Below are 19,247 nucleotides of genomic sequence, written 5' to 3' on the forward strand. Positions count from 1 at the left end.
CTATGCTCGATTCTTTACCATTTGGGACAGCATAAACATTGCCGTTGCTGTGATGACTACAGAAGGGCCCGCTGGGGTATCGTAGAACCAAGAAAGACTCAGTCCACCGAGCACTGCCAAAGAACCAATGCCAGAGGCAATAAAGGCCATCTGTTCAGGGGTTTGAGCAAATTTACGTGCTGTCGCAGCTGGAATAATCAGTAGCGATGTCATAATCAGAGCACCGACAAACTTCATACCTACCGCAATAACGATACCGACCATTAACATCAATACCAAACGCATCAGGTCTATGTTGATACCGTCTACAGCGGCGAGATCTTCGTTAACCGTTGTGGATAGCAATGGACGCCAGAAGATAGCCAAAACTAGTGCCACAGCGGCGGCGCCGCCATAAATAAACACAAGGTCTGTTGGTGATACAGCAAGCAGATCACCAAATAGGTAGCTCATTAGGTCTACACGTACGTTGTCGAGAAAACTAACGGCCACTAAACCAAGCGAAAGTGCACTGTGTGCGAGTATGCCCAGAAGTGTGTCGGTCGCGACCAGCTTCTGTTTCTGTAAGGTAACTAGCAGTACCGCGAGCATCAAACAGCAGATTAACAGTGCTAAGTAGAGGTTAATCTCTAATAGAAAGCCAAGAGCTAGCCCCATCAATGACGCGTGAGCCAACGTATCACCAAAGTAAGCCATTTTACGCCACACAACGAATGAACCCAGTGGGCCAGCAATAAGTGCAATGCCAAGGCCAGCGAGAATAGAAGGTAAAAGGAACTCAAGCATTAGTGATGTCCGTGATTATGATTTTTGCAGTCGTGAACATCGCCTGAAACAGGTTGGCCTGCCAAGTCGTGATGGTGATGATCATGTTGGTGATGGTAGAAAGCCAAGCTCTCTTGTACCGCAGTACCGAATAGAGCGATATAAGAAGGATGGTGCTTAATATCAGCAGGCGCACCAGAACAGCAAACATGATGATTCAGACAAATCACGTCATCAGTTTTTGCCATCACTAAGTGCAAGTCGTGTGAAACCATGAACACTGCACAGCCAAAACGGTGGCGAATGGAGTCGATCAGTTCATAAAGATCAATTTGACCTTGAACATCAACACCTTGTGCTGGCTCGTCGAGTACCAGTAGATCTGGGCGACGGAGTAGCGAGCGGGCGATCAACACACGTTGGTTCTCACCACCAGATAACTGGTGCATGTTGTTTTTAATCAGGTGCTCGGCACCAACCAGTTTCAATGATTCAAGAATCTCTTGTTCACTGAATTTACCGGTAAGCTTTAAGAAGCGCTCTACGTTTAAAGGGAGCGAGTCATTAAGCTTAAGTTTTTGTGGAACATAGCCAATTTTTAGTTTTTTGTTTTTGGTAATGGTGCCAGAGTATCGGTTTTGAAGTCCTAGTAGCACTTTGACTAGGGTCGATTTACCTGCACCATTTGGGCCTATTAGAGTTGTGATTTGGCCGCGCTCTATATTTAGAGAGATATTGTCTAAAACTTTTCTACCGTCGAACTCAACACTGACGGAATCCAATTGGATTAAGTTATCCATGAATAGAACTCATTTGCAATTAGCTAATGTTATAATGTAACATTTACAGCAGGCCTAAGCTACTTTTCTATTATCGAGGTAATATGTTACGTTCATCTTTTATACTGACAAGCTTATTATTAATTCCAAGCCTTGCCAGTGCGAGCACCATTCTAACAAGTTTTAAACCTATTCAAATGATTGTTACTGAATTAACGCAAGGTGTCAGTGAACCAGACGCGGTAATGGACAGTAATGCCTCACCACACGACTACGCTTTAAAACCGTCTGATGTGAAGAAAGTTCAGCAGGCAGATATGGTTATTTGGTTCGGTCCAGACTTGGAAGCCTTCCTGACCAAAGTCATTAAGTCGAATGATAACGTGATTACTATTAGTGAAATCCCAAACATCAATCTAAAAGAGTTTGGTGAAGATTCACATGATCACCACCATGACGGCCATGATCACGGCAGCCATGACCCACACTTCTGGTTGGGTACCGACCAAGTGGAAGTCGCTTCATCTTACATCACGGGCAAGCTTGTTGAACTTGATCCTAAGAATGCCGACACTTACAACAAGAACCTTGAGAACTTCTTAGCACAACTGGCTGAGAAAAAGAGCGCAATTGAAGCTCAGCTCGCACCTGTAAAGGATAAGGGTTACTACGTATTCCACGACGCTTACAGTTATTATGAAGACGAGTTTGGTCTAAACAAACTTGGTCATTTCACCGTAAGCCCAGAGCGCAAACCGGGTGCTAAGACTCTGATTACTATTAAGAAGACATTGGCAAAGCAAGATGTTCAGTGTGTATTCTCTGAACCTCAATTTACGCCAGCTGTGATTGAATCTGTTGTACGCGGTAGCTCAACGCAAAAAGGCCAGCTTGATCCAATCGGTTCAACAATCGAAGTGGGTAAAGGGAGCTACTTTGCATTCCTACAACAGCTGACGGATAGCTACTCAAGCTGTCTATCAACTCAATAGTACTGATACACTCCAGTCATTTATAGACTTTACAATCAGACATTTATGAATAATGCCGCTTTTTGCGGCATTTTCGTGATCTATAAGATAATTCCTTCCTCAATTTTACAAACCGTCTTTTTCCCTAGGTAATTTCCGCTAAAATAGTGAGATAATTATAATCACAAAATAACTCGTCGACGGTTATCGCACTTTCAAAGCCGCGTGGGCCGCGCTGTATTTGCTGTTTTTGGGAAAAACCTTGTATCAAGTGATCATCAGATTACTCATCTTCATGAGTATTTCGCTGGGTGTTTCTACACTGAGTGCCGCGTCATCTGTTTTCTATCCTTTACCTGTTCAAGGGCAAGGGAATTTTCTTGCCGCTAAAAACCTTTACTTAGGTGAAGGTGGTGGTTTATGGATTCACGATGTCCACGGTAAAGTCATGTTTTATGACGGTGGAACTCTCTTACCCAGGAAAGGTAGTTTGCTTGAATTCTCTTCCGATGAGGTGGCATTTTTAAACGATGAATTTTGGACCTACTTTGATAATGAGGTCTATCGACATGTACCAGGTATAGAGAGCTTTCTCGCATTTAGTCTGAGCCCGGGAGCTGAAATTCGTAATATCGGCGCATCAGGTGACTATATCTGGGTTACCGATAGAAATAACTTCTATACCTACAATACACTCACCAGTGAATTCGAAACGTATTCTTTACTCAAGCTATATCGTCACAATAAGCGCAGCGATATCCGAATCAATGACGCTGAAAGGGTACTTTCGAAGTGGGTACTCGCAACGTCGGCAGGGGTGTATCGCTCTGAAGAGAAAGAATTTGAACACATTACCGCTTCCGGTAAATTCTATATCGAAGAGGTCTACTTTTCTGATGCTCGACGTGAGCTGCTTGTCGGGACGCGCAATGGGTTAGTGATCATTAACTTATCATCGCCGGATGTAGTAAATCGAATTCCCGGCTCTCACGTGTTGTCTCTTGCTGAAACCTCCGATCAATACTGGATTGGAACTGAACACGGTTTGATGAGTTACAACTTTATTACGGGTAAGATAAAGCGTTTCCAAGGATCTGATAACCAAGACTTTTCGCTTCCTGGTGAAAAGATATACTCGTTAGTCAACGACTCTGCTGGTGGTTTGTGGATAGCCACTAACAATGGAATACGCTACTTTTCTTTATACAGTAGCACTTTTCAAAGAACTTCCATCTCTGGATTAGGCATGCATTCGGTGCGCTTTTCCGTCAATAAAATACTGTCTATCAGTGAATCCGAGTTTTGGGTAGCAACATCAGAGGGTCTCTACGTAGCGAAAGCGGATGCGGGCGAGCTTCCAAAGCGAATTTATTCTGAGCCCGTAAGTGATATCGTCGCGCATCAGGGCTTGGTTTACCTTGCTACTCCAACAGGCTTAAATGCAGTCGACCAACATAGTCGCCAGCTCACCTCATTAGAGCTACCTAGAAGCTTGCGTCAACGACCAGTCGATACTCTCGCGCTGAATACACAAGGGCTATTATGGCTGACTTCTGAACAAAACCTTTATTCGTTCAATATAGCTACTAATAAAGCGACATCGTACGGCATGGATTGGCTAGTCAGTAAGTACTTACCTGCAAAAATCACAGATCTCTCAGTAGATAAACAAGGCGAAGTCTATATTGGCACCGACCATGGTTTCTATTCATTAGTCGATGGCAGGATTAGCTTCAAAAGAGACAGCTTGAGATTTGGCAAGGTGGTTGATATTGCTCACTCGAATGATGGCTCACACTGGTTTGCTGGAAGCTATGGCGTTTATCGAATTGCCAATGGAAGCGAATACATAGAAGATGTCGAGTTGGTTGAAGATAACATTAGCCCGGTTTGTTTGGTCAGTGATAAGCACGGAATCTGGTTAGGTTCGTCAAAGGGAATTAGCTTTTATGGGCTCAGTGGCATTCTCAACAAACATATTGGTTCACCATTTGGTTTGATTCTCAATGAGTTTTCACCGGGAGCGTGCAGCTTATCAGTGGCTGACCCACTGCAATCGGGCTTGCTTGTTATGGGCTCTAAGTATGGCCTCGTTGGTGCGATGTCCAACGAGCTCTTGGTGTCTGATACGCCACAAAGGCGTGCGTTGGTAAGTAAAGTCACTGTTGATCAAAATACAGTTGCTTTGGGTGGTAAATACATAGAGTCATTACAAGTGCCCTATGGATCCTCATTGAGCTTTAAGTTTGGTGTATTGCCGGTTGGTTTTGTCCAAGCAATGGAGTATCGATTGAATGAGGACGAACCTTGGATTGAGTTCGAAGGCGGTTTGTTGGCTTTGGAGCATATTCTTCCTGGAGATTATGTTCTTGAAGTGAAGCCTGTTAAAGACTCTCACTATCGCTTCGTTTCAACTAAGCAACCATTTACTATTTTGGAACCTTGGTATTTGAGCAATTGGGCAGCCGCAAGCTTTATGGTTTTGTTGATAGGTTTCGTTACGGTACTGGTATTTTGGCGTTCCCGTTTTGTCACCTTTGCTAACCGCAAGCTTAAGGCTCAAGTGGCTTTGAAGACCGATCAGTTACGTCATCAAAGTCGAATTCTATTGGCGACTAACCAGCAACTTAAAAAACAGTTGGCGGTTAAAAATGTTCTGGTAACCCATACCGCTGGTGGGCTGGTTGAAGAAGTCAATCGTGCTGCAGCACTTATCCCTAATTGGCAAGAAAGTGATGAAGTATCACCTATCGTAGAGCTTCGCCAAGGTTTAGAACAGCTCGCTCAAGGCCATGAGAGCGGTCAAACAACGTATTATGACTTGGTATTAGTTTTAGAGTCGGTGCTGACGGCATGGAAGGACGATCTTGCAAAGGCCGGTATTGAACTTGAGGTTAACTTAAATACCAAACAGCGATACATAACGCTGAACTACTTCAATCTTGATATTGTCTTTAATAGCTTGGTGGCGAGTGCCATCAAACGTAACTTTAAATCACAACGAATGCTTGTCTCGGTTGAAGAGGTTAAGCAGCAGCTTGTGATAACACTCCGTGATTTTGGGATGCCTTTCCCTAAGTGGACGGCCGCCGATCCCGAGGCTGGATTAGCTCAGTCAACAGATCTAAATATTGAAAAACTACCGCTCCTTATCCACCAGAGTGGAGGCGAGCTGAAGACGTTTATATCGGATTCGCAGAATGTCGTGCAACTGTCATGGCCGATCGAATACCAAGCCTCTCAGAAAATCACAGCAAGCACTCTAGAGCAGATAGAAACCATTAAACATCCTGTGCTTACGCAAGAGCAGCAGAAACTGAGCGCTGAACAAGAGTGGAAGAACCGCGTCACGCTATTAGTTAGTGAGCATTACTCGGATGCAGAGTTTGGTACGGCTTCTGCTGCACGCTTGTTATATATGTCTGAGCGTAGCTTACAACGTCGTTTTAAATCTGCTTTTGATAAGACGTTTAAAGAGTACCTGAACCAAGTACGTTTAGAGCATGCTTGTGAAAGACTATTGGCTGGCGAGAAGGTATCTGACGTGGCATTCAATTCTGGATTCAATGACCCGTCGTATTTTAGTCAGAGATTCAAACATCATTTTGGTATGTCTCCTTCGAAATTTGCTGAAAATGGCGAAGACTAAAGGAAATCGAAATTCTAGGGCGTGTTGACCTTTCGTGGTTGAATTTTTGTTCAGATGGGGACGCCTAGTCAAAAGCGTTTTAATCGCGGCGAGGGAGAAGTAGTCTAGTCATTCTAAGCAAGTCTCCCTCAACAAAGAGTAAAACGCTTTTTGCGAGGGCGCCCAGCTCGAACCCTTCGGGCAGCGTTTGCTGGTCATTTCTACTGCGTTATCGGCTTCTCATGTAGGCTAGCTACACATCAAAGCCTCTGCCTTGTATAAATACCCAGCAACTCGCTGCAAAAACCAGCTCGAAAGATCAACACGCCCTAATGAGCCTCGATATTGTTCGGGGCTTTTTTATGCTTCTGAGATACGAGATACGAGATACGAAAGAATAGACGATTACTTAATAAAAGATGGGACAGAGAAGATAAGAAAAAAATATCGTGGTATAGCCGGGGGGACTATACCACGGGTGTCAAAGACACCTTCGCTTGCTGCCGGAGTGATACAGCGAAAGCCATATCACCTCTGGAATAAAGTTAAAGAGAAGGAGTTTCTCTTCGTTGGAATTAACTATACGGGGTAGCACTTATTTTCCTTATAAAATTAACGACATCATTATGTAATAAATGCGACATAATCTTAAGTTATTGATTTTAATTGATTTGTTTGGTGTTTTTTGATTTTGTACTCGCGCACTAGTTTTCATTGAGTGTTGAAAATAACGGAATTGACGTAGCGTGTTTTAACGAAATTTACGAGTGTCTATTTTCGGAAACTTTGATTTCACACATTATTATTATGGTTATTGATGTGTATGATCGCGTTAATAACAATATTTCTCATTATCAATATCTCTACTGGATGCTTATGAAACTGTCACAGCTTGAGCAAGGTAAAGCGGCTACCGTTGTTGCTCTCACCGGGCTATCTCCCGATGTTAGAAAAAAACTCATGGTAATGGGGGTTCTTCCGAAAACCCAAGTCACTCTGATCCGTCGTGCACCAATGGGAGACCCATTACAGGTTGAAGTAAGAGGTGTCTCTATCGCTATTCGTCAAAACATTGCTGAACAGATCGAGGTGAGCTAATGAACTATCAAGTGTTGACTGTTGGTAATCCAAACAGCGGTAAAACGACTCTGTTTAATGCTTTAACCGGTGCTAAACAGCACGTTGGTAACTGGGCTGGTGTTACCGTAGAGAAAAAGACAGGTACATATAATCATGCGGGTGATCAGTTTAAACTGACTGACCTTCCAGGTATTTACGCCCTAGATAGTGGTAATGACAGCAACAGTATTGATGAATCTATTGCTTCTCGTGCAGTACTTACCCATCCAGCAGATGTGATCATCAATGTTGTCGATGCGAGTAGCTTAGAGCGCAGCCTATACATGACGCTTCAGCTGCGTGAGATGGGTCGTCCAATGATTGTTGTATTAAACAAGATGGATGTGCTTAAGCGTGAGCGTCAGGTGATTGATCAGAAAGCACTGGAAAAAGCTCTTGGCTGTCCAGTTTTAAGCTTATCAGCAAACGACAAATCACAAGTTGCTCGCTTTAAAGAGAAGCTGCATAAATTGTTGGTCCAAGGCGTTAGCTTAGAGCCGACTAAGATCGAATATGAAGAAGCGTTCGAAGCGCTACTACCACAAGTCGAAACTCAATTTAATGATGCTGACGTATCACATCGTGCACTTGCTATTCGCGCCCTCGAAAATGATTACCTAGTTTTGAACAGCCTTGCACCGAACGAGCGCCAACAAGTTGATGCACTGAGAGCGGCTGCCCAGTTTGATATCGACTTAGCGGTAGCAGATGCAAAATACACTATGCTGCATGAGCTTTGTAAGCGCGTGCGTCGTAGCGAAGGTAAATTGAGCCGAAGCTTTACGGAGAAAGCTGATCAACTGATTCTGAATAAGTGGGTAGGCATTCCGTTCTTCTTCGTGGTTATGTACCTGATGTTCATGTTCTCCATTAACATCGGTAGCGCATTCATCGACTTCTTTGACATCGGCGTTGGCGCACTGTTGGTCGATGGTGGTCACTACTTATTGGATGATCATTTACCGGTTTGGCTAGTGACGATCTTAGCTGATGGCATTGGTGGTGGTATTCAAACGGTCGCGACCTTTATTCCTGTTATTGCTTGCTTGTACTTGTTCCTTGCTGTTCTAGAGAGCTCTGGTTACATGGCTCGTGCAGCATTTGTGCTTGATAAGGTCATGCAAAAAATTGGTCTTCCAGGCAAGGCATTCGTACCACTAGTGCTTGGCTTTGGTTGTAACGTGCCATCTATTATGGCGACACGTACTCTTGATCAAGAACGTGAGCGTAAACTCGCTGCTGCCATGGCACCGTTTATGTCATGTGGTGCACGTCTACCGGTATACGCTCTGTTTGCTGCAGCGTTCTTCCCGGGTGCGGGTCAGAACATCGTATTCGCTCTTTACCTGTTAGGTATTGTTGCGTCTATCTTTACGGGCCTATTCTTGAAGAATACTCTTTACCCGGGTAGCAGTGACAGTCTAGTAATGGAGATGCCAGACTACGAGTTACCAACTATGCAAAACGTGATGCTAAAAACATGGCAGAAACTGAAGCGTTTCGTTCTTGGTGCAGGTAAAACTATTGTTATGGTCGTTGCAGTACTGAGCTTCCTTAACTCACTAGGTACTGACGGGTCATTCGGTAACGAAGACAGCGAAAACTCGGTATTATCGAAAGCAGCTCAAGTGGTAACGCCTGTGTTTGCGCCAATCGGTATTCAGGAAGAGAACTGGCCAGCGACAGTAGGTATCATTACTGGTATCTTCGCTAAAGAAGCGGTAGTGGGTACACTGAACAGCTTGTACACAACACCTTCTGATGAAGAAGCTGCGGAGTTTGATTTAGCGGGCAGCCTACATGAAGCGGTAATGACAATCCCAGATAACCTAGCAGGTCTTAGCTATTCAGATCCTCTAGGTATCGAAGTCGGTGATCTTTCAGATTCAAGCGCTGTGGCTGAAGATCAAGAAGTTGATACATCTATCTTCGGTAACCTGAAAGAGAAGTTTGTCTCTAGCCATGCTGCGTTTGCGTACCTAATTCTTATCTTACTATATACTCCTTGCGTTGCTGCGATGGGCGCGTACGTAAGAGAGTTTGGCCAAATGTTTGCTCGCTTTATTGCTGTTTGGACAATGGCTCTAGGCTACTTTGGCGCGACTTTCTACTACCAAGCAGCTAATTTCGCTGCTCACCCAATCTCAAGTGCAGTGTGGATGGTAGTGATTGTGGCTGGTTTTGTTCTCACTTACATCGGCTTTAAAAAGCTGGGTAAAAAACAGCGCGCACTAGAGGCTCAATTCGCATGATTTTAAGAGAATTACATCAGTACATTGGTGAACAAGGTGGTGCAGCTCGTAAAGAGCTAGCTACAAAGTTTGGCATGAGTGAAGATGGCGTCGACGCGATGCTTAATGTTTGGATTAAGAAAGGTAAGGTAAGTCGTTTAGTGGACACCAACCAACATGGTCACACGACTCGAATACGTTACACTATTAATCAACAAGACAGTTTGTCGCTCAATGTGATGATGTAGTTCTTAAGATTGAAAATGAAAAACCGCAGCTTATTGGCTGCGGTTTTTTTGAATTCGAATTTTTAATTATGCTTTTTGAAACAAAGAGCTCAGAGATAGAACGTTTTGAATGCGGGTCAGTAGTGCTGCTTGTTCGTCTTCGCTGCGTTGCTCACCTTTGGTATTGCCCCATACCGGCCCCGGCCATGCGATGTCATCTGTGAAACGAGCGATATGATGGATGTGTAGTTGCGGCACCATATTACCTAGTGCACCTAAGTTCAGTTTGTCTGGCTGAAAAGTCGCTTCTAGAGCTTGGCTTACCGCTTGTGACTCATGCAAGAATTGTTGTTGCTCTTTCATCGGTAAGTGATGAAGTTCTTTTAGGTTGGCACGCTTTGGTACAAGGATAACCCAAGGCACGGCATTGTCTTTATGCAGCAGGGCAAGGCTTAGTGGAAACTCACCAATAACAGTGGTGTCTTTCGCTAATTGAGGATGAAGTTCGAAGCTCATGATCTTTCCAATTGATTGTTTTAGTTGAGTATAAGGTTGGATTAAGAATGTGGCTAGCGCTTACGTTCTCAATAAGCAGATTCCCTATCACGTTCGTTCCTCACAGTAGGGAATGACGATTGGGGAGAGTGGTGGCGCGTCATTGGTGCCGCTTTGTAATCACTGCTTTTATTCCCGTCATCTCCTAAAGCGACGAAGGAGCGTAGTAAGAGATCTCTTACGGTGAACGCCTGTGCGTGCCAACACTTGATAAGAAAACTAAACCCCAAAATAAAACAAAAAGGTTGACGCTTTCACGCCAACCTTTCTAATTATCTCGAATCTCGAATCTCGAATCTCGAATCTCGAATCTCGAATCTCGAATCTCGAATCTCGAATCTCGAATCTCGAATCTCGAATCTCGAATCGCTTACATGCGCTCTAGCGTGTCGATACCTAGTAGAGACAGACCTTGTTTGATTGTCTTCGCTGTCAGTGCAGCAAGCTTAAGACGGCTTTGCTTAACCGCTTCGTCTTCAGCAACTAGGATAGGGCACGCTTCGTAGAAGCTAGAGAATTGACCAGCAAGTTCGAATAGGTAAGTACACATGATGTGCGGCTGACCTTCACGAGCAACAGACTGAACCGCTTCTTCAAATTGTAGAAGCTTCGCGATAAGTGCTTTTTCTTTCTCTTCAGTGATCTTGATTTCACCTTCAAGCGAGTCCATAGAAACGCCAGCTTTAGCGAATACAGAAGCAACACGAGTGTAAGCGTACTGCATGTATGGTGCAGTGTTACCTTCAAACGCAAGCATGTTGTCCCAGTCGAACACGTAGTCAGTAGTACGGTGCTTAGAAAGATCCGCGTACTTAACCGCTGCCATAGCAACTGTGTTTGCGATAGTTTTCTTTTCGTCTTCCGCTAGCTCAGGGTTCTTAGATTCGATCAGCTGTGCTGCACGAACTTCTGCTTCATCAAGAAGATCAGCAAGGCGAACCGTACCACCTGCACGAGTCTTGAATGGCTTACCATCTTTACCTAGCATCATGCCGAATGCGTGGTGCTCAAGAGATACAGACTCAGGGATGTAGCCCGCTTTACGAACGATAGTCCAAGCTTGCATTAGGTGCTGGTGTTGACGAGAGTCGATGAAGTAAAGAACACGGTCTGCACCTAGTTCTTCGTAACGGTACTTAGCACATGCGATATCGGTTGTCGTGTATAGGAAACCGCCGTCGCGTTTTTGGATAATAACGCCCATTGGGTCGCCATCTTTGTTCTTGTACTCATCTAGGAAAACAACTTGTGCGCCGTCATCTTCTTGAGCAAGACCTTGAGCTTTTAAGTCTTCAACGATTGCAGGAAGCATGTCGTTGTACTTACTTTCACCCATTACGTCATCACGAGTTAGAGATACGTTTAGACGGTCGTAGTTACGCTGGTTTTGAATCATTGTGATATCAACCAGTTTCTTCCACATCTCTGCGCAGAACTCGTCGCCGCTTTGTAGTTTCACTACGTAGTTACGTGCTTTAACTGCAAACTCTTCGTCTTCGTCGTATAGCTTCTTAGACTCACGGTAGAAAGCTTCAAGGTCAGAAAGCTCCATCGAAACTTCGCCAGACTCTTGTTGTACACGCTCAAGGTTTGCGATAAGCATACCGAACTGAGTACCCCAGTCACCGATGTGGTTCGCACGGATAACGTTATGGCCTAGGAATTCTAGAGTACGAACAACTGCATCACCGATGATAGTAGAACGTAGGTGACCAACGTGCATCTCTTTAGCAACGTTTGGTGCAGAGTAGTCAGCAACGATTGTTTGAGCTTCAGCCGCTGCAACACCTAGACGAGAATCAGCCAAGGCTGCGTCTGCTTGTTGTGCAAGGAAAGCTTCGTCTAGGAAGATGTTTAGGAAACCAGGGCCTGCGATTTCAACTTTAGAAGCGATACCGTCTAGGTTTAGAACGTCCAATACTTTCTGAGCAAATTCTCGTGGATTAGTGCCTAGTCGCTTTGCAACGCCCATTACGCCGTTTGCTTGGTAGTCACCAAATTGTGGTTTTGCAGATTGACGAACAGCCGCAGGAGAGCCTGCAGGTGCGCCAGCGGCTTCTAGAGCCTGAGATACTTTGTCATTAATAAGTGCTTGGATATTCACACGCGTTTCCTTCAATTCAAGGATGATAAGAGTGGTTGTTATTTCGTTGTCAGCTAAGGTTAAGGTGCAATTTACTTAACGCTTTATTGATGAAATGAACAACAGACTCTGTTTGAGTTCACAAAAATGGCGGTAATGATACCAATTTTGTGTGGCTTCTTATAGGGCGGATTGATAGAAAATTTACATTTCCTTTAACCAAATAAACGCAATTACCGTAGAGATTTCAAAACAACGCTCAATAGAAGGCTTGTTGCAAAAAATAGAGCTGCTACCATGCGCGCATCAGATTTGGAGACAGTAGATTATGACGCTCACGCAAGCACAATTAGAACCGCAACAGATGATTGAACGCCTAGATGATTTTATGGGCAAGATCGAAGAGTTTGGTAGTAAGCTAGGGTTAGATCTTAGCTTTGCACAAGCGGATCACATTGCGTTAAGAATCAACGAGACGTCGTTAGCGAAAGCGGCACATGAGGCTTGGTCTGGTTACGGCGAGACGATTTCACAAGCGATGATTAACGGTCGTCCAATTGTTGTGATTGCTTTTGATGAGCCCTTGCAAAGCCGCGGCTGGTCGATTGAGTGTTTAGAACTGCCATACCCTGCGGAAGGTAAGATTTACCCAAGCCAAGATTGGGAGCACGTTGAGTTTGTGATTCCATCTCATGCACAAACAGCTGATGAGTATCTAGCGGATCTTAAAGACACTTACCCGCAGTTCGCTGCTAATTTTGCAACGTTGGCAGAGCAAGGCGTTAAGATCAAACTTTCCAGTCCGAAAGGCGAAGGCGAGCGTTTGAACAACCCAACGGTAGCGTTTAAGCATCAAGGGATTTGCATTAAGCTGCATCCACATTCGTTGAAGAAGATTGTGGAATCAGAGCAGGGTTAATAACGCCCTTTATTACAATGAAAAAAAGGGTTGACGATAATTGCCAACCCTTTAAAACTACTCGCTTACTCGCTTACTCGCTTACTCGCTTACTCGCTTACTCGCTTACTCGCTTACTCGCTTACTCGCTTACTCGCTATAGAATCACAGTCTTATTGCCGTAAACAAACACGTGATCATTGATCACCTTGTTTAGCGCTTTACTTAAAACATTCTTCTCAACGTCACGACCAGCCTGAGCCATGTCTTTGGCGCTGAAGTTGTGATCCACAGGGATCACGTCTTGCTTAATGATTGGACCTTCATCCAAATCATTCGTAACAAAGTGAGCCGTCGCACCAATGATCTTCACACCGCGCTCATACGCTTGCTGATATGGTTTAGCACCAATAAATGCAGGCAGGAAGCTGTGGTGGATGTTGATGATCTTGTGGTTGTATTTCTCGACGAAGCCTGGAGTTAATACGCGCATGTATTTTGCTAGAACTAGGTAGTCGGCATTGTAGCTGTCGATCACCTCTAGCATTTTCTGCTCGTGCTCTTCACGGTTGAGCCCTTCATGAGAAACGTGATGATAAGGGATGTCGAAGCGCTCAGTTAGGCTTTGTAGGATATCGTAGTTACCAACCACAGCAGCAATTTCAACGTCTAGGCTACCATCGAAATTCTTCATCAGAATATCACCTAGACAGTGCGCTTCTTTGGTCACTAGCACTACAATACGTTTGCGTGATGAACCCATTAGCTTGCGCTTAGCATTTTCTGGCAGAGCTTGGTCTAAATCGGCAAGAAAGGTCTCGTCATTGAAATACCCTTCAAGTTCGGTACGCATAAAGAAGTGGCCGCTGGTGTTATCTACGAACTCGTTGTTGTGGATGATGTTGAGTTGATGTTTGTAACAAATGTTGGTGATTTTAGAGATTAGTCCCGGCGCATCGGTACAATGCGTCAGCAGTGTTTTCTTTTCCATTTCCATCTTACTTCCATGAAACAATTCTAATTTTTCAAAAAAACTACAGCCAGTCGAACGGTTAACCGCGCTGTAATATGACTGTTATAATTAATCTATTATTAACCGACTTTCAACAAAATATATTGAAGAAAGATTGTTTTAATAAATATCCCACTGCAAACCCATTTAGATTGTTTATTTTTACTTCTTATTCATATGCTTAATATTTCTATCATACTGATGCAGTCTTGATTCGCACTGGCTCCTCAAACCTGCCATACTTCACGGTCAGATTCCTTAACCTGTACACGGTTTTCTCCAAGTTCGTAAATTATGATATCCAAAACGTTTTCTGCTGATGGTGCGCTAGGTAAAGCAATTCCCGGTTTTCAGCCTCGACAAGCTCAGCTTGATATGGCCGAAGCGGTTTCTAATGCAATCAAAGATTCAAGCCAGTTGGTGGTTGAGGCTGGGACTGGTACAGGTAAAACTTTTGCTTACTTAGTTCCCGCTCTACTGAGTGGTAAGAAAACCATCATAAGTACGGGTTCCAAAAACCTTCAAGAGCAGCTTTTCCATCGCGACCTTCCGCTAATGACCGACGCGCTCGGCTTTTATGGACAAGTGGCACTGCTAAAAGGGCGTTCTAACTATTTGTGCTTGGATAGACTCAGTCGTCAGATGGTTGAGAGCCACGGCACACACACTGACCCAACGTTGCTTGCACAGTTAGTTAAGGTGCGCAGCTGGTCGTCATCGACGCAAACTGGCGATCTTGGTGACTGTGATGATATCGCCGAAGATAGCCCAATTATCCCGACAATTACCTCTACTAACGACAATTGTTTAGGTAAAGAGTGTCCAAGTTATACGGACTGTTTTGTGCTTAAAGCGCGTAAAAAAGCGATGGATTCGGATGTGGTTGTGGTGAACCACCATCTATTCTTGGCGGATTTGGCGATCAGAGAAACTGGCTTTGGTGAGCTAATTCCCGATGCAGATGTCTTTATCTTCGATGAAGCGCATCAACTGCCCGACATTGCCAGTGAGTACTTCGGTCAATCGGTGTCGAGCCGCCAGATACATGAACTCGCGAAAGACATTGAGATTGGCTATCGCACCGAAGCCAAAGATATGCGCCAGCTACAAAAAGTCGGAGATAGGTTGGTTCAGTCTGCCGCTGACCTCAGAATTGTACTGGGTGATACAGGGTTTCGTGGGAACTGGCGTGAAGCATTGAAGTCTGAGTCGATTGCTCGTGAATTGGTGCGAATGCAAGACGCTCTGCAGTTGGCCGTTGATGTTCTTAAGCTGGCTCTTGGGCGCAGTCAATTATTGGACACCGCGTTTGAGCGTGCCACTTTGATTAAGGCTCGCATTGAGCGCGTTTGCGATGTTTCAATTACTGGTTACTCGTATTGGTATGACACCACGCCACGTCATTTTGCCCTGCATATTACACCGCTGTCTGTGGCGGATAAGTTTCATGAACAGATTGAGCTCAAACCAGGAGCATGGATCTTTACGTCGGCAACGCTCGCGGTATCGGATGACTTTGACCACTTTACCTCTCGTCTTGGCTTAAAACCGAGCCAGCAGTTCTCTTTACCAAGCCCGTTTGATTACCCGAAACAAGCGCGTTTATGCGTGCCTCGCTACTTGCCTGAACCTAACAGCCCGGGACTAGCGGATAAACTAGTTCGCATGCTTGCCCCTGTGATTGAGCAGAACCAAGGGCGGTGTTTCTTCCTTTGTACCTCTCACAGCATGATGAGAGAGCTGGGTGAGCGCTTTCGAGAAACATTGAGCGTTCCAGTGCTGCTACAGGGTGAAACCAGCAAACAGAAAACCTTGGCTGAATTTATGGAGTTAGGTAACGCATTGCTGGTGGCAACGGGCGCATTCTGGGAGGGGATAGATGTTAGGGGCGACGCGTTAAGCTGTGTTATCATCGATAAATTACCCTTTACGGCACCGGATGATCCCTTGCTCAAAGCGCGGATCGAAGATTGTAAGCTTAAAGGAGGCGATCCATTTGCTCAGGTTCAACTGCCTGATGCGGTGATCACCCTTAAGCAAGGTGTCGGGCGATTAATTCGAGATAAGAGCGACAGTGGCGCACTGATCATTTGCGATAATCGTTTAGTGACTCGGGATTATGGCGGCATTTTCCTGGGGAGTTTACCTCCTATTCCACGAACCCGAGATTTAGGGGTAATTAAAGAGTTTCTAGCCGAAGCGAACAAGTCATAAGTGACGCTTTGGCCACTGTTTTTAGATTTAGATAACGAATATTTGAGACATAAATGAGCGCAAAAATTCTTGCAGTAGATACAGCAACGGAAAACTGTTCAGTAGCATTGATGGTGGGAGAGCAAGTGTTCGCCCGCAGTGAAGTAGCACCACGTGACCATACCAAGAAAGTACTGCCTATGGTTGATGAAGTACTGAAAGAAGCGGGATTGACCTTAGCTGAGCTCGATGCGATTGCATTTGGTCAAGGTCCAGGTAGCTTCACTGGTGTACGCATTGGCATCGGCATCGCACAAGGTCTAGCGTTTGGTGCTGATCTGCCAATGATTGGTGTATCGACACTGGAAGCCATGGCGCAATCGAGTTACCGCCAGTTTGGTGATACACATGTTGCAAGTGCCATTGATGCTCGTATGAGTGAAGTTTACTGGGCTCGTTACAGTCGTGAACAAGACGGTCGTTGGTCTTTGACTGATGAAGAGTGCGTTATCCCGCCACAAGAGCTAGTGAACCAAATTGAAGCAGACCAAAACACTTGGGCAAAAGTTGGTACAGGTTGGGCTGCGTACGCTGAGCACATGGATACGCTATCATTAACTACGAAGCCAAGTGACGTTCTTTACCCAGAGGCGCAAGACATGGCGTTTATCGCTCAGTTTGCATTTGCGGCGGGTAAAGCGGTTCCAGTAGAAGAGTCTGAGCCTGTGTATTTGCGTGATAAGGTGGCGTGGAAAAAGCTTCCAGGTCGCGAATAACTTCTAGATCGTGAATAGCTTCTAGGTTGAAAATAGCTTCTTGGTCGAGAACAGTTCCTTGGCCGTAAAGAAGCGCCCTAGTCAGGAACAAACAAAAACGTCATAACTTTTACAAGGTTCTGATAACCCATGACTCTAGATAGTACATATTTAGAGTCATACCGAGGCAGAGATTGAGTGAATGGTATCAATTAATGGTTTACCTCCTTCTTCGATAGGCAATACATCTAAAGCCAATCGCACCAACAAGAAGAATCAGGTAAAGAAAACCGATGCAAAGACCTCTGTGGGGCAGCCCACTAAGGTAGCCAATGCTGTCTCGCACTCTATTCGTCATGTTCAAGAATCAGATATTCATCGAGCTCAAGTTCAGTACGACCTCCCTGAAGGACGTGGACGAAAAGCGATGGAAGAGTATATGGATGTTATGAACCAGGCGAAAAAAGAGGAACTTACAAGACTCATCGGTGTCGATATTTATATATAAAAACATCAATTTATCTTCTATTTTAAGGGTTAGAACCATGTCGATTTCCCCTGCAAAGTTACGCCTTTTCGCCCTCGGGTTATTCTCAGTATTATTGGTTGGGTGTTCATCCTTACCTACTGAACTGGAAGCCTCTTCAGAACCAGTAATTACCGATTACCAAGAGTGGGTAAATCAACTCCCTGATGCTAAGGATGTCCGTCTGGGCGGTGTGATAGCTAAAGTCACTAACCTCAAAGATAAATCACGCGTTGAAGTGGTGAATATGCCGATCTCTAGCAGCGGTAAACCCGATCTCGATGCGGAGCCAAGTGGTCGCTTCGTGGCTTATGTAGATGGTTACGTAGAACCTCTAAGCTTTGCGGAAGGTCGTTTGGTGACATTTGTGGGTCAATCGGCAGGCTCAGAAGATGGCAAAATTGGTGAGTTCCCATATACATTCCCAGTGATGAACGCTGATAATCAGCGCCTATGGCAAATCACAGAGCGTGTGATTGTGAATGACTTTGCTCCGACGTACTACTCGTGTCGCAGCCTACATTGTCGTAGTTTCCACACCATGCCAAGACAAGGCCGAGTGGTACAAGACTTAGAATAGTCATTGAGCTATTGCTTTTACATCCCGTTTGAATAGACAAGATTAAGGAATGATCACAACGGATGATTGAAAAATCCTATTCACTCCCGAGTGGCACTATGGTGTGCCAAGAGCTCGGAAACCCAGAAACGGCCGCTTTGACGGTCGTTTTTGTTCATGGCTGGCTCGATAACTCGGCCAGTTTTACCTCTCTAATGCAGACCATACACACTCAGTCAAACCACTACCATTTGGTGGCGATAGACCTGTTTGGACACGGACACTCCTCGCATAAAGCCGGCAGTTATTACCCTTTTCATGACTATATCGATGATTTACATCAGTTGATGGGTAAATTATCGCCAAACAGACTGGTACTAGTAGGACATTCGCTTGGTGCATTGATCGCAAGTTGCTATAGTGCCGCCTTTCCTGAAATGGTGTCTGGATTAATCCAAATTGAAGGTCACGGACCTCTTTCCGAAGCTCCCCAAGCAACAGTCTCTCGTTTGCGAGATGGGGTACTCAGTCGTCAACGACAGCGAAGAAAGCCTTCACGTCCATTAGCTAGCCTAGAGGACGCCATTAAACTGAGATCTCATGCTAATCAAATTGCACCAGATTTGATCGCTCCCGTTGTTGTTCGAGGCATTGCGCAATTTGAGGGCGTTTGGCAGTGGCGTAGTGACCCAAAATTGAAGTGTGATTCTGTTTATCGCATGTCTCAGTCACACGCGGATGCGATAAATGAGGCTATAGAATGCCCTCAATTGATAATCTTGGGAAATGAAGGATTTAAGGATTTACAGCATAATCGCTACAAATCCACTCAAAATCCCCCAATTATTAAGATGATTTCAGGTGGACACCATTGTCATTTAGAGAACCCAGAGTCAGTTTCTGAGCTAATTCTTGGTGTAGTTAACAAAATTTAAACAAGTGTTTG

At 44.8% G+C, this 19,247-nt stretch carries 16 protein-coding genes; 11 read left to right on the plus strand and 5 right to left on the minus strand.

The features are described from left to right. Positions 1-786, minus strand: a complete 786-nt coding sequence (gene znuB, locus AC6R05_RS03680; RefSeq protein WP_076654554.1) for a zinc ABC transporter permease subunit ZnuB — start codon at positions 784-786, stop codon at positions 1-3. Beyond that, a complete protein-coding gene (znuC, locus tag AC6R05_RS03685; RefSeq protein ID WP_285409141.1) occupies positions 786-1,565 on the minus strand; it encodes a zinc ABC transporter ATP-binding protein ZnuC in 780 nt (259 codons plus the stop codon). The genes znuB and znuC overlap by 1 nt, the downstream gene beginning before the upstream one ends. An 83-nt stretch (positions 1,566-1,648) precedes the next feature. Between znuC and znuA the strand changes: the two genes are divergently transcribed. The 5 genes from znuA (at position 1,649) to AC6R05_RS03710 (ending at position 9,741) form a co-directional block, all read left to right on the plus strand. Then, entirely contained in the window at positions 1,649-2,536 is an 888-nt protein-coding gene (gene znuA / locus AC6R05_RS03690) for a zinc ABC transporter substrate-binding protein ZnuA (protein WP_500646608.1), read from the plus strand. Between the two features lie 274 nt (positions 2,537-2,810). Then, complete coding sequence (locus AC6R05_RS03695; RefSeq protein ID WP_500646609.1) at positions 2,811-6,164, plus strand: helix-turn-helix domain-containing protein; 3,354 nt, start codon at positions 2,811-2,813, stop codon at positions 6,162-6,164. Between the two features lie 855 nt (positions 6,165-7,019). Next, a complete protein-coding gene (locus tag AC6R05_RS03700; protein WP_152469102.1) occupies positions 7,020-7,241 on the plus strand; it encodes a FeoA family protein in 222 nt (73 codons plus the stop codon). Then, positions 7,241-9,514 (plus strand): Fe(2+) transporter permease subunit FeoB, encoded by a 2,274-nt coding sequence (gene feoB, locus AC6R05_RS03705; protein WP_500646610.1) that lies wholly within the window; start codon positions 7,241-7,243, stop codon positions 9,512-9,514. Before AC6R05_RS03700 ends, feoB begins: the two co-directional genes overlap by 1 nt. Next, a complete protein-coding gene (locus AC6R05_RS03710) occupies positions 9,511-9,741 on the plus strand; it encodes a FeoC-like transcriptional regulator (RefSeq protein WP_152469100.1) in 231 nt (76 codons plus the stop codon). The genes feoB and AC6R05_RS03710 overlap by 4 nt, the downstream gene beginning before the upstream one ends. A gap of 66 nt (positions 9,742-9,807) precedes the next feature. On the opposite strand, the gene AC6R05_RS03715 is transcribed toward AC6R05_RS03710, so the two are convergent. Further along, the gene (locus AC6R05_RS03715; RefSeq protein WP_500646611.1) at positions 9,808-10,236 is read right to left on the minus strand and encodes an HIT family protein; all 429 of its coding nucleotides are present in this window, start codon (positions 10,234-10,236) and stop codon (positions 9,808-9,810) included. A gap of 409 nt (positions 10,237-10,645) precedes the next feature. After that, the gene (gene argS, locus AC6R05_RS03720; protein ID WP_150893820.1) at positions 10,646-12,379 is read right to left on the minus strand and encodes an arginine--tRNA ligase; all 1,734 of its coding nucleotides are present in this window, start codon (positions 12,377-12,379) and stop codon (positions 10,646-10,648) included. 307 nt (positions 12,380-12,686) lie between these two features. On the opposite strand from argS, the gene AC6R05_RS03725 reads away from it, so the two are divergent. Then, complete coding sequence (locus tag AC6R05_RS03725; RefSeq protein ID WP_500646612.1) at positions 12,687-13,277, plus strand: VOC family protein; 591 nt, start codon at positions 12,687-12,689, stop codon at positions 13,275-13,277. A gap of 136 nt (positions 13,278-13,413) precedes the next feature. Here AC6R05_RS03725 and purU read toward each other — a convergent pair whose 3' ends face one another. Then, entirely contained in the window at positions 13,414-14,247 is an 834-nt protein-coding gene (gene purU / locus AC6R05_RS03730; protein WP_032552212.1) for a formyltetrahydrofolate deformylase, read from the minus strand. Positions 14,248-14,562: 315 nt separating this feature from the next. On the opposite strand from purU, the gene yoaA reads away from it, so the two are divergent. The 5 genes from yoaA to AC6R05_RS03755 all read left to right on the plus strand — a co-directional run bounded on the left by yoaA (position 14,563) and on the right by AC6R05_RS03755 (position 19,236). After that, positions 14,563-16,482 (plus strand): DNA repair helicase YoaA, encoded by a 1,920-nt coding sequence (gene yoaA, locus AC6R05_RS03735; RefSeq protein ID WP_032551875.1) that lies wholly within the window; start codon positions 14,563-14,565, stop codon positions 16,480-16,482. A gap of 53 nt (positions 16,483-16,535) precedes the next feature. After that, positions 16,536-17,237: a tRNA (adenosine(37)-N6)-threonylcarbamoyltransferase complex dimerization subunit type 1 TsaB gene (gene tsaB, locus AC6R05_RS03740; RefSeq protein ID WP_285468316.1), complete on the plus strand. Its 702-nt coding sequence runs from the start codon at positions 16,536-16,538 to the stop codon at positions 17,235-17,237. A 181-nt stretch (positions 17,238-17,418) separates the two neighbouring features. Continuing rightward, a complete protein-coding gene (locus tag AC6R05_RS03745) occupies positions 17,419-17,724 on the plus strand; it encodes a chromosome partitioning protein ParA (RefSeq protein WP_150869051.1) in 306 nt (101 codons plus the stop codon). A 37-nt stretch (positions 17,725-17,761) separates the two neighbouring features. Beyond that, positions 17,762-18,322 (plus strand): Slp family lipoprotein, encoded by a 561-nt coding sequence (locus tag AC6R05_RS03750; protein WP_285468317.1) that lies wholly within the window; start codon positions 17,762-17,764, stop codon positions 18,320-18,322. A gap of 62 nt (positions 18,323-18,384) precedes the next feature. Continuing rightward, positions 18,385-19,236, plus strand: coding sequence for an alpha/beta fold hydrolase (locus tag AC6R05_RS03755; RefSeq protein WP_500646613.1), 852 nt, complete (start codon positions 18,385-18,387; stop codon positions 19,234-19,236). Positions 19,237-19,247: the final 11 nt, after the last annotated feature.

The sequence above is a fragment of the Vibrio sp. R11-SG3-ISO9 genome (assembly GCF_059834255.1).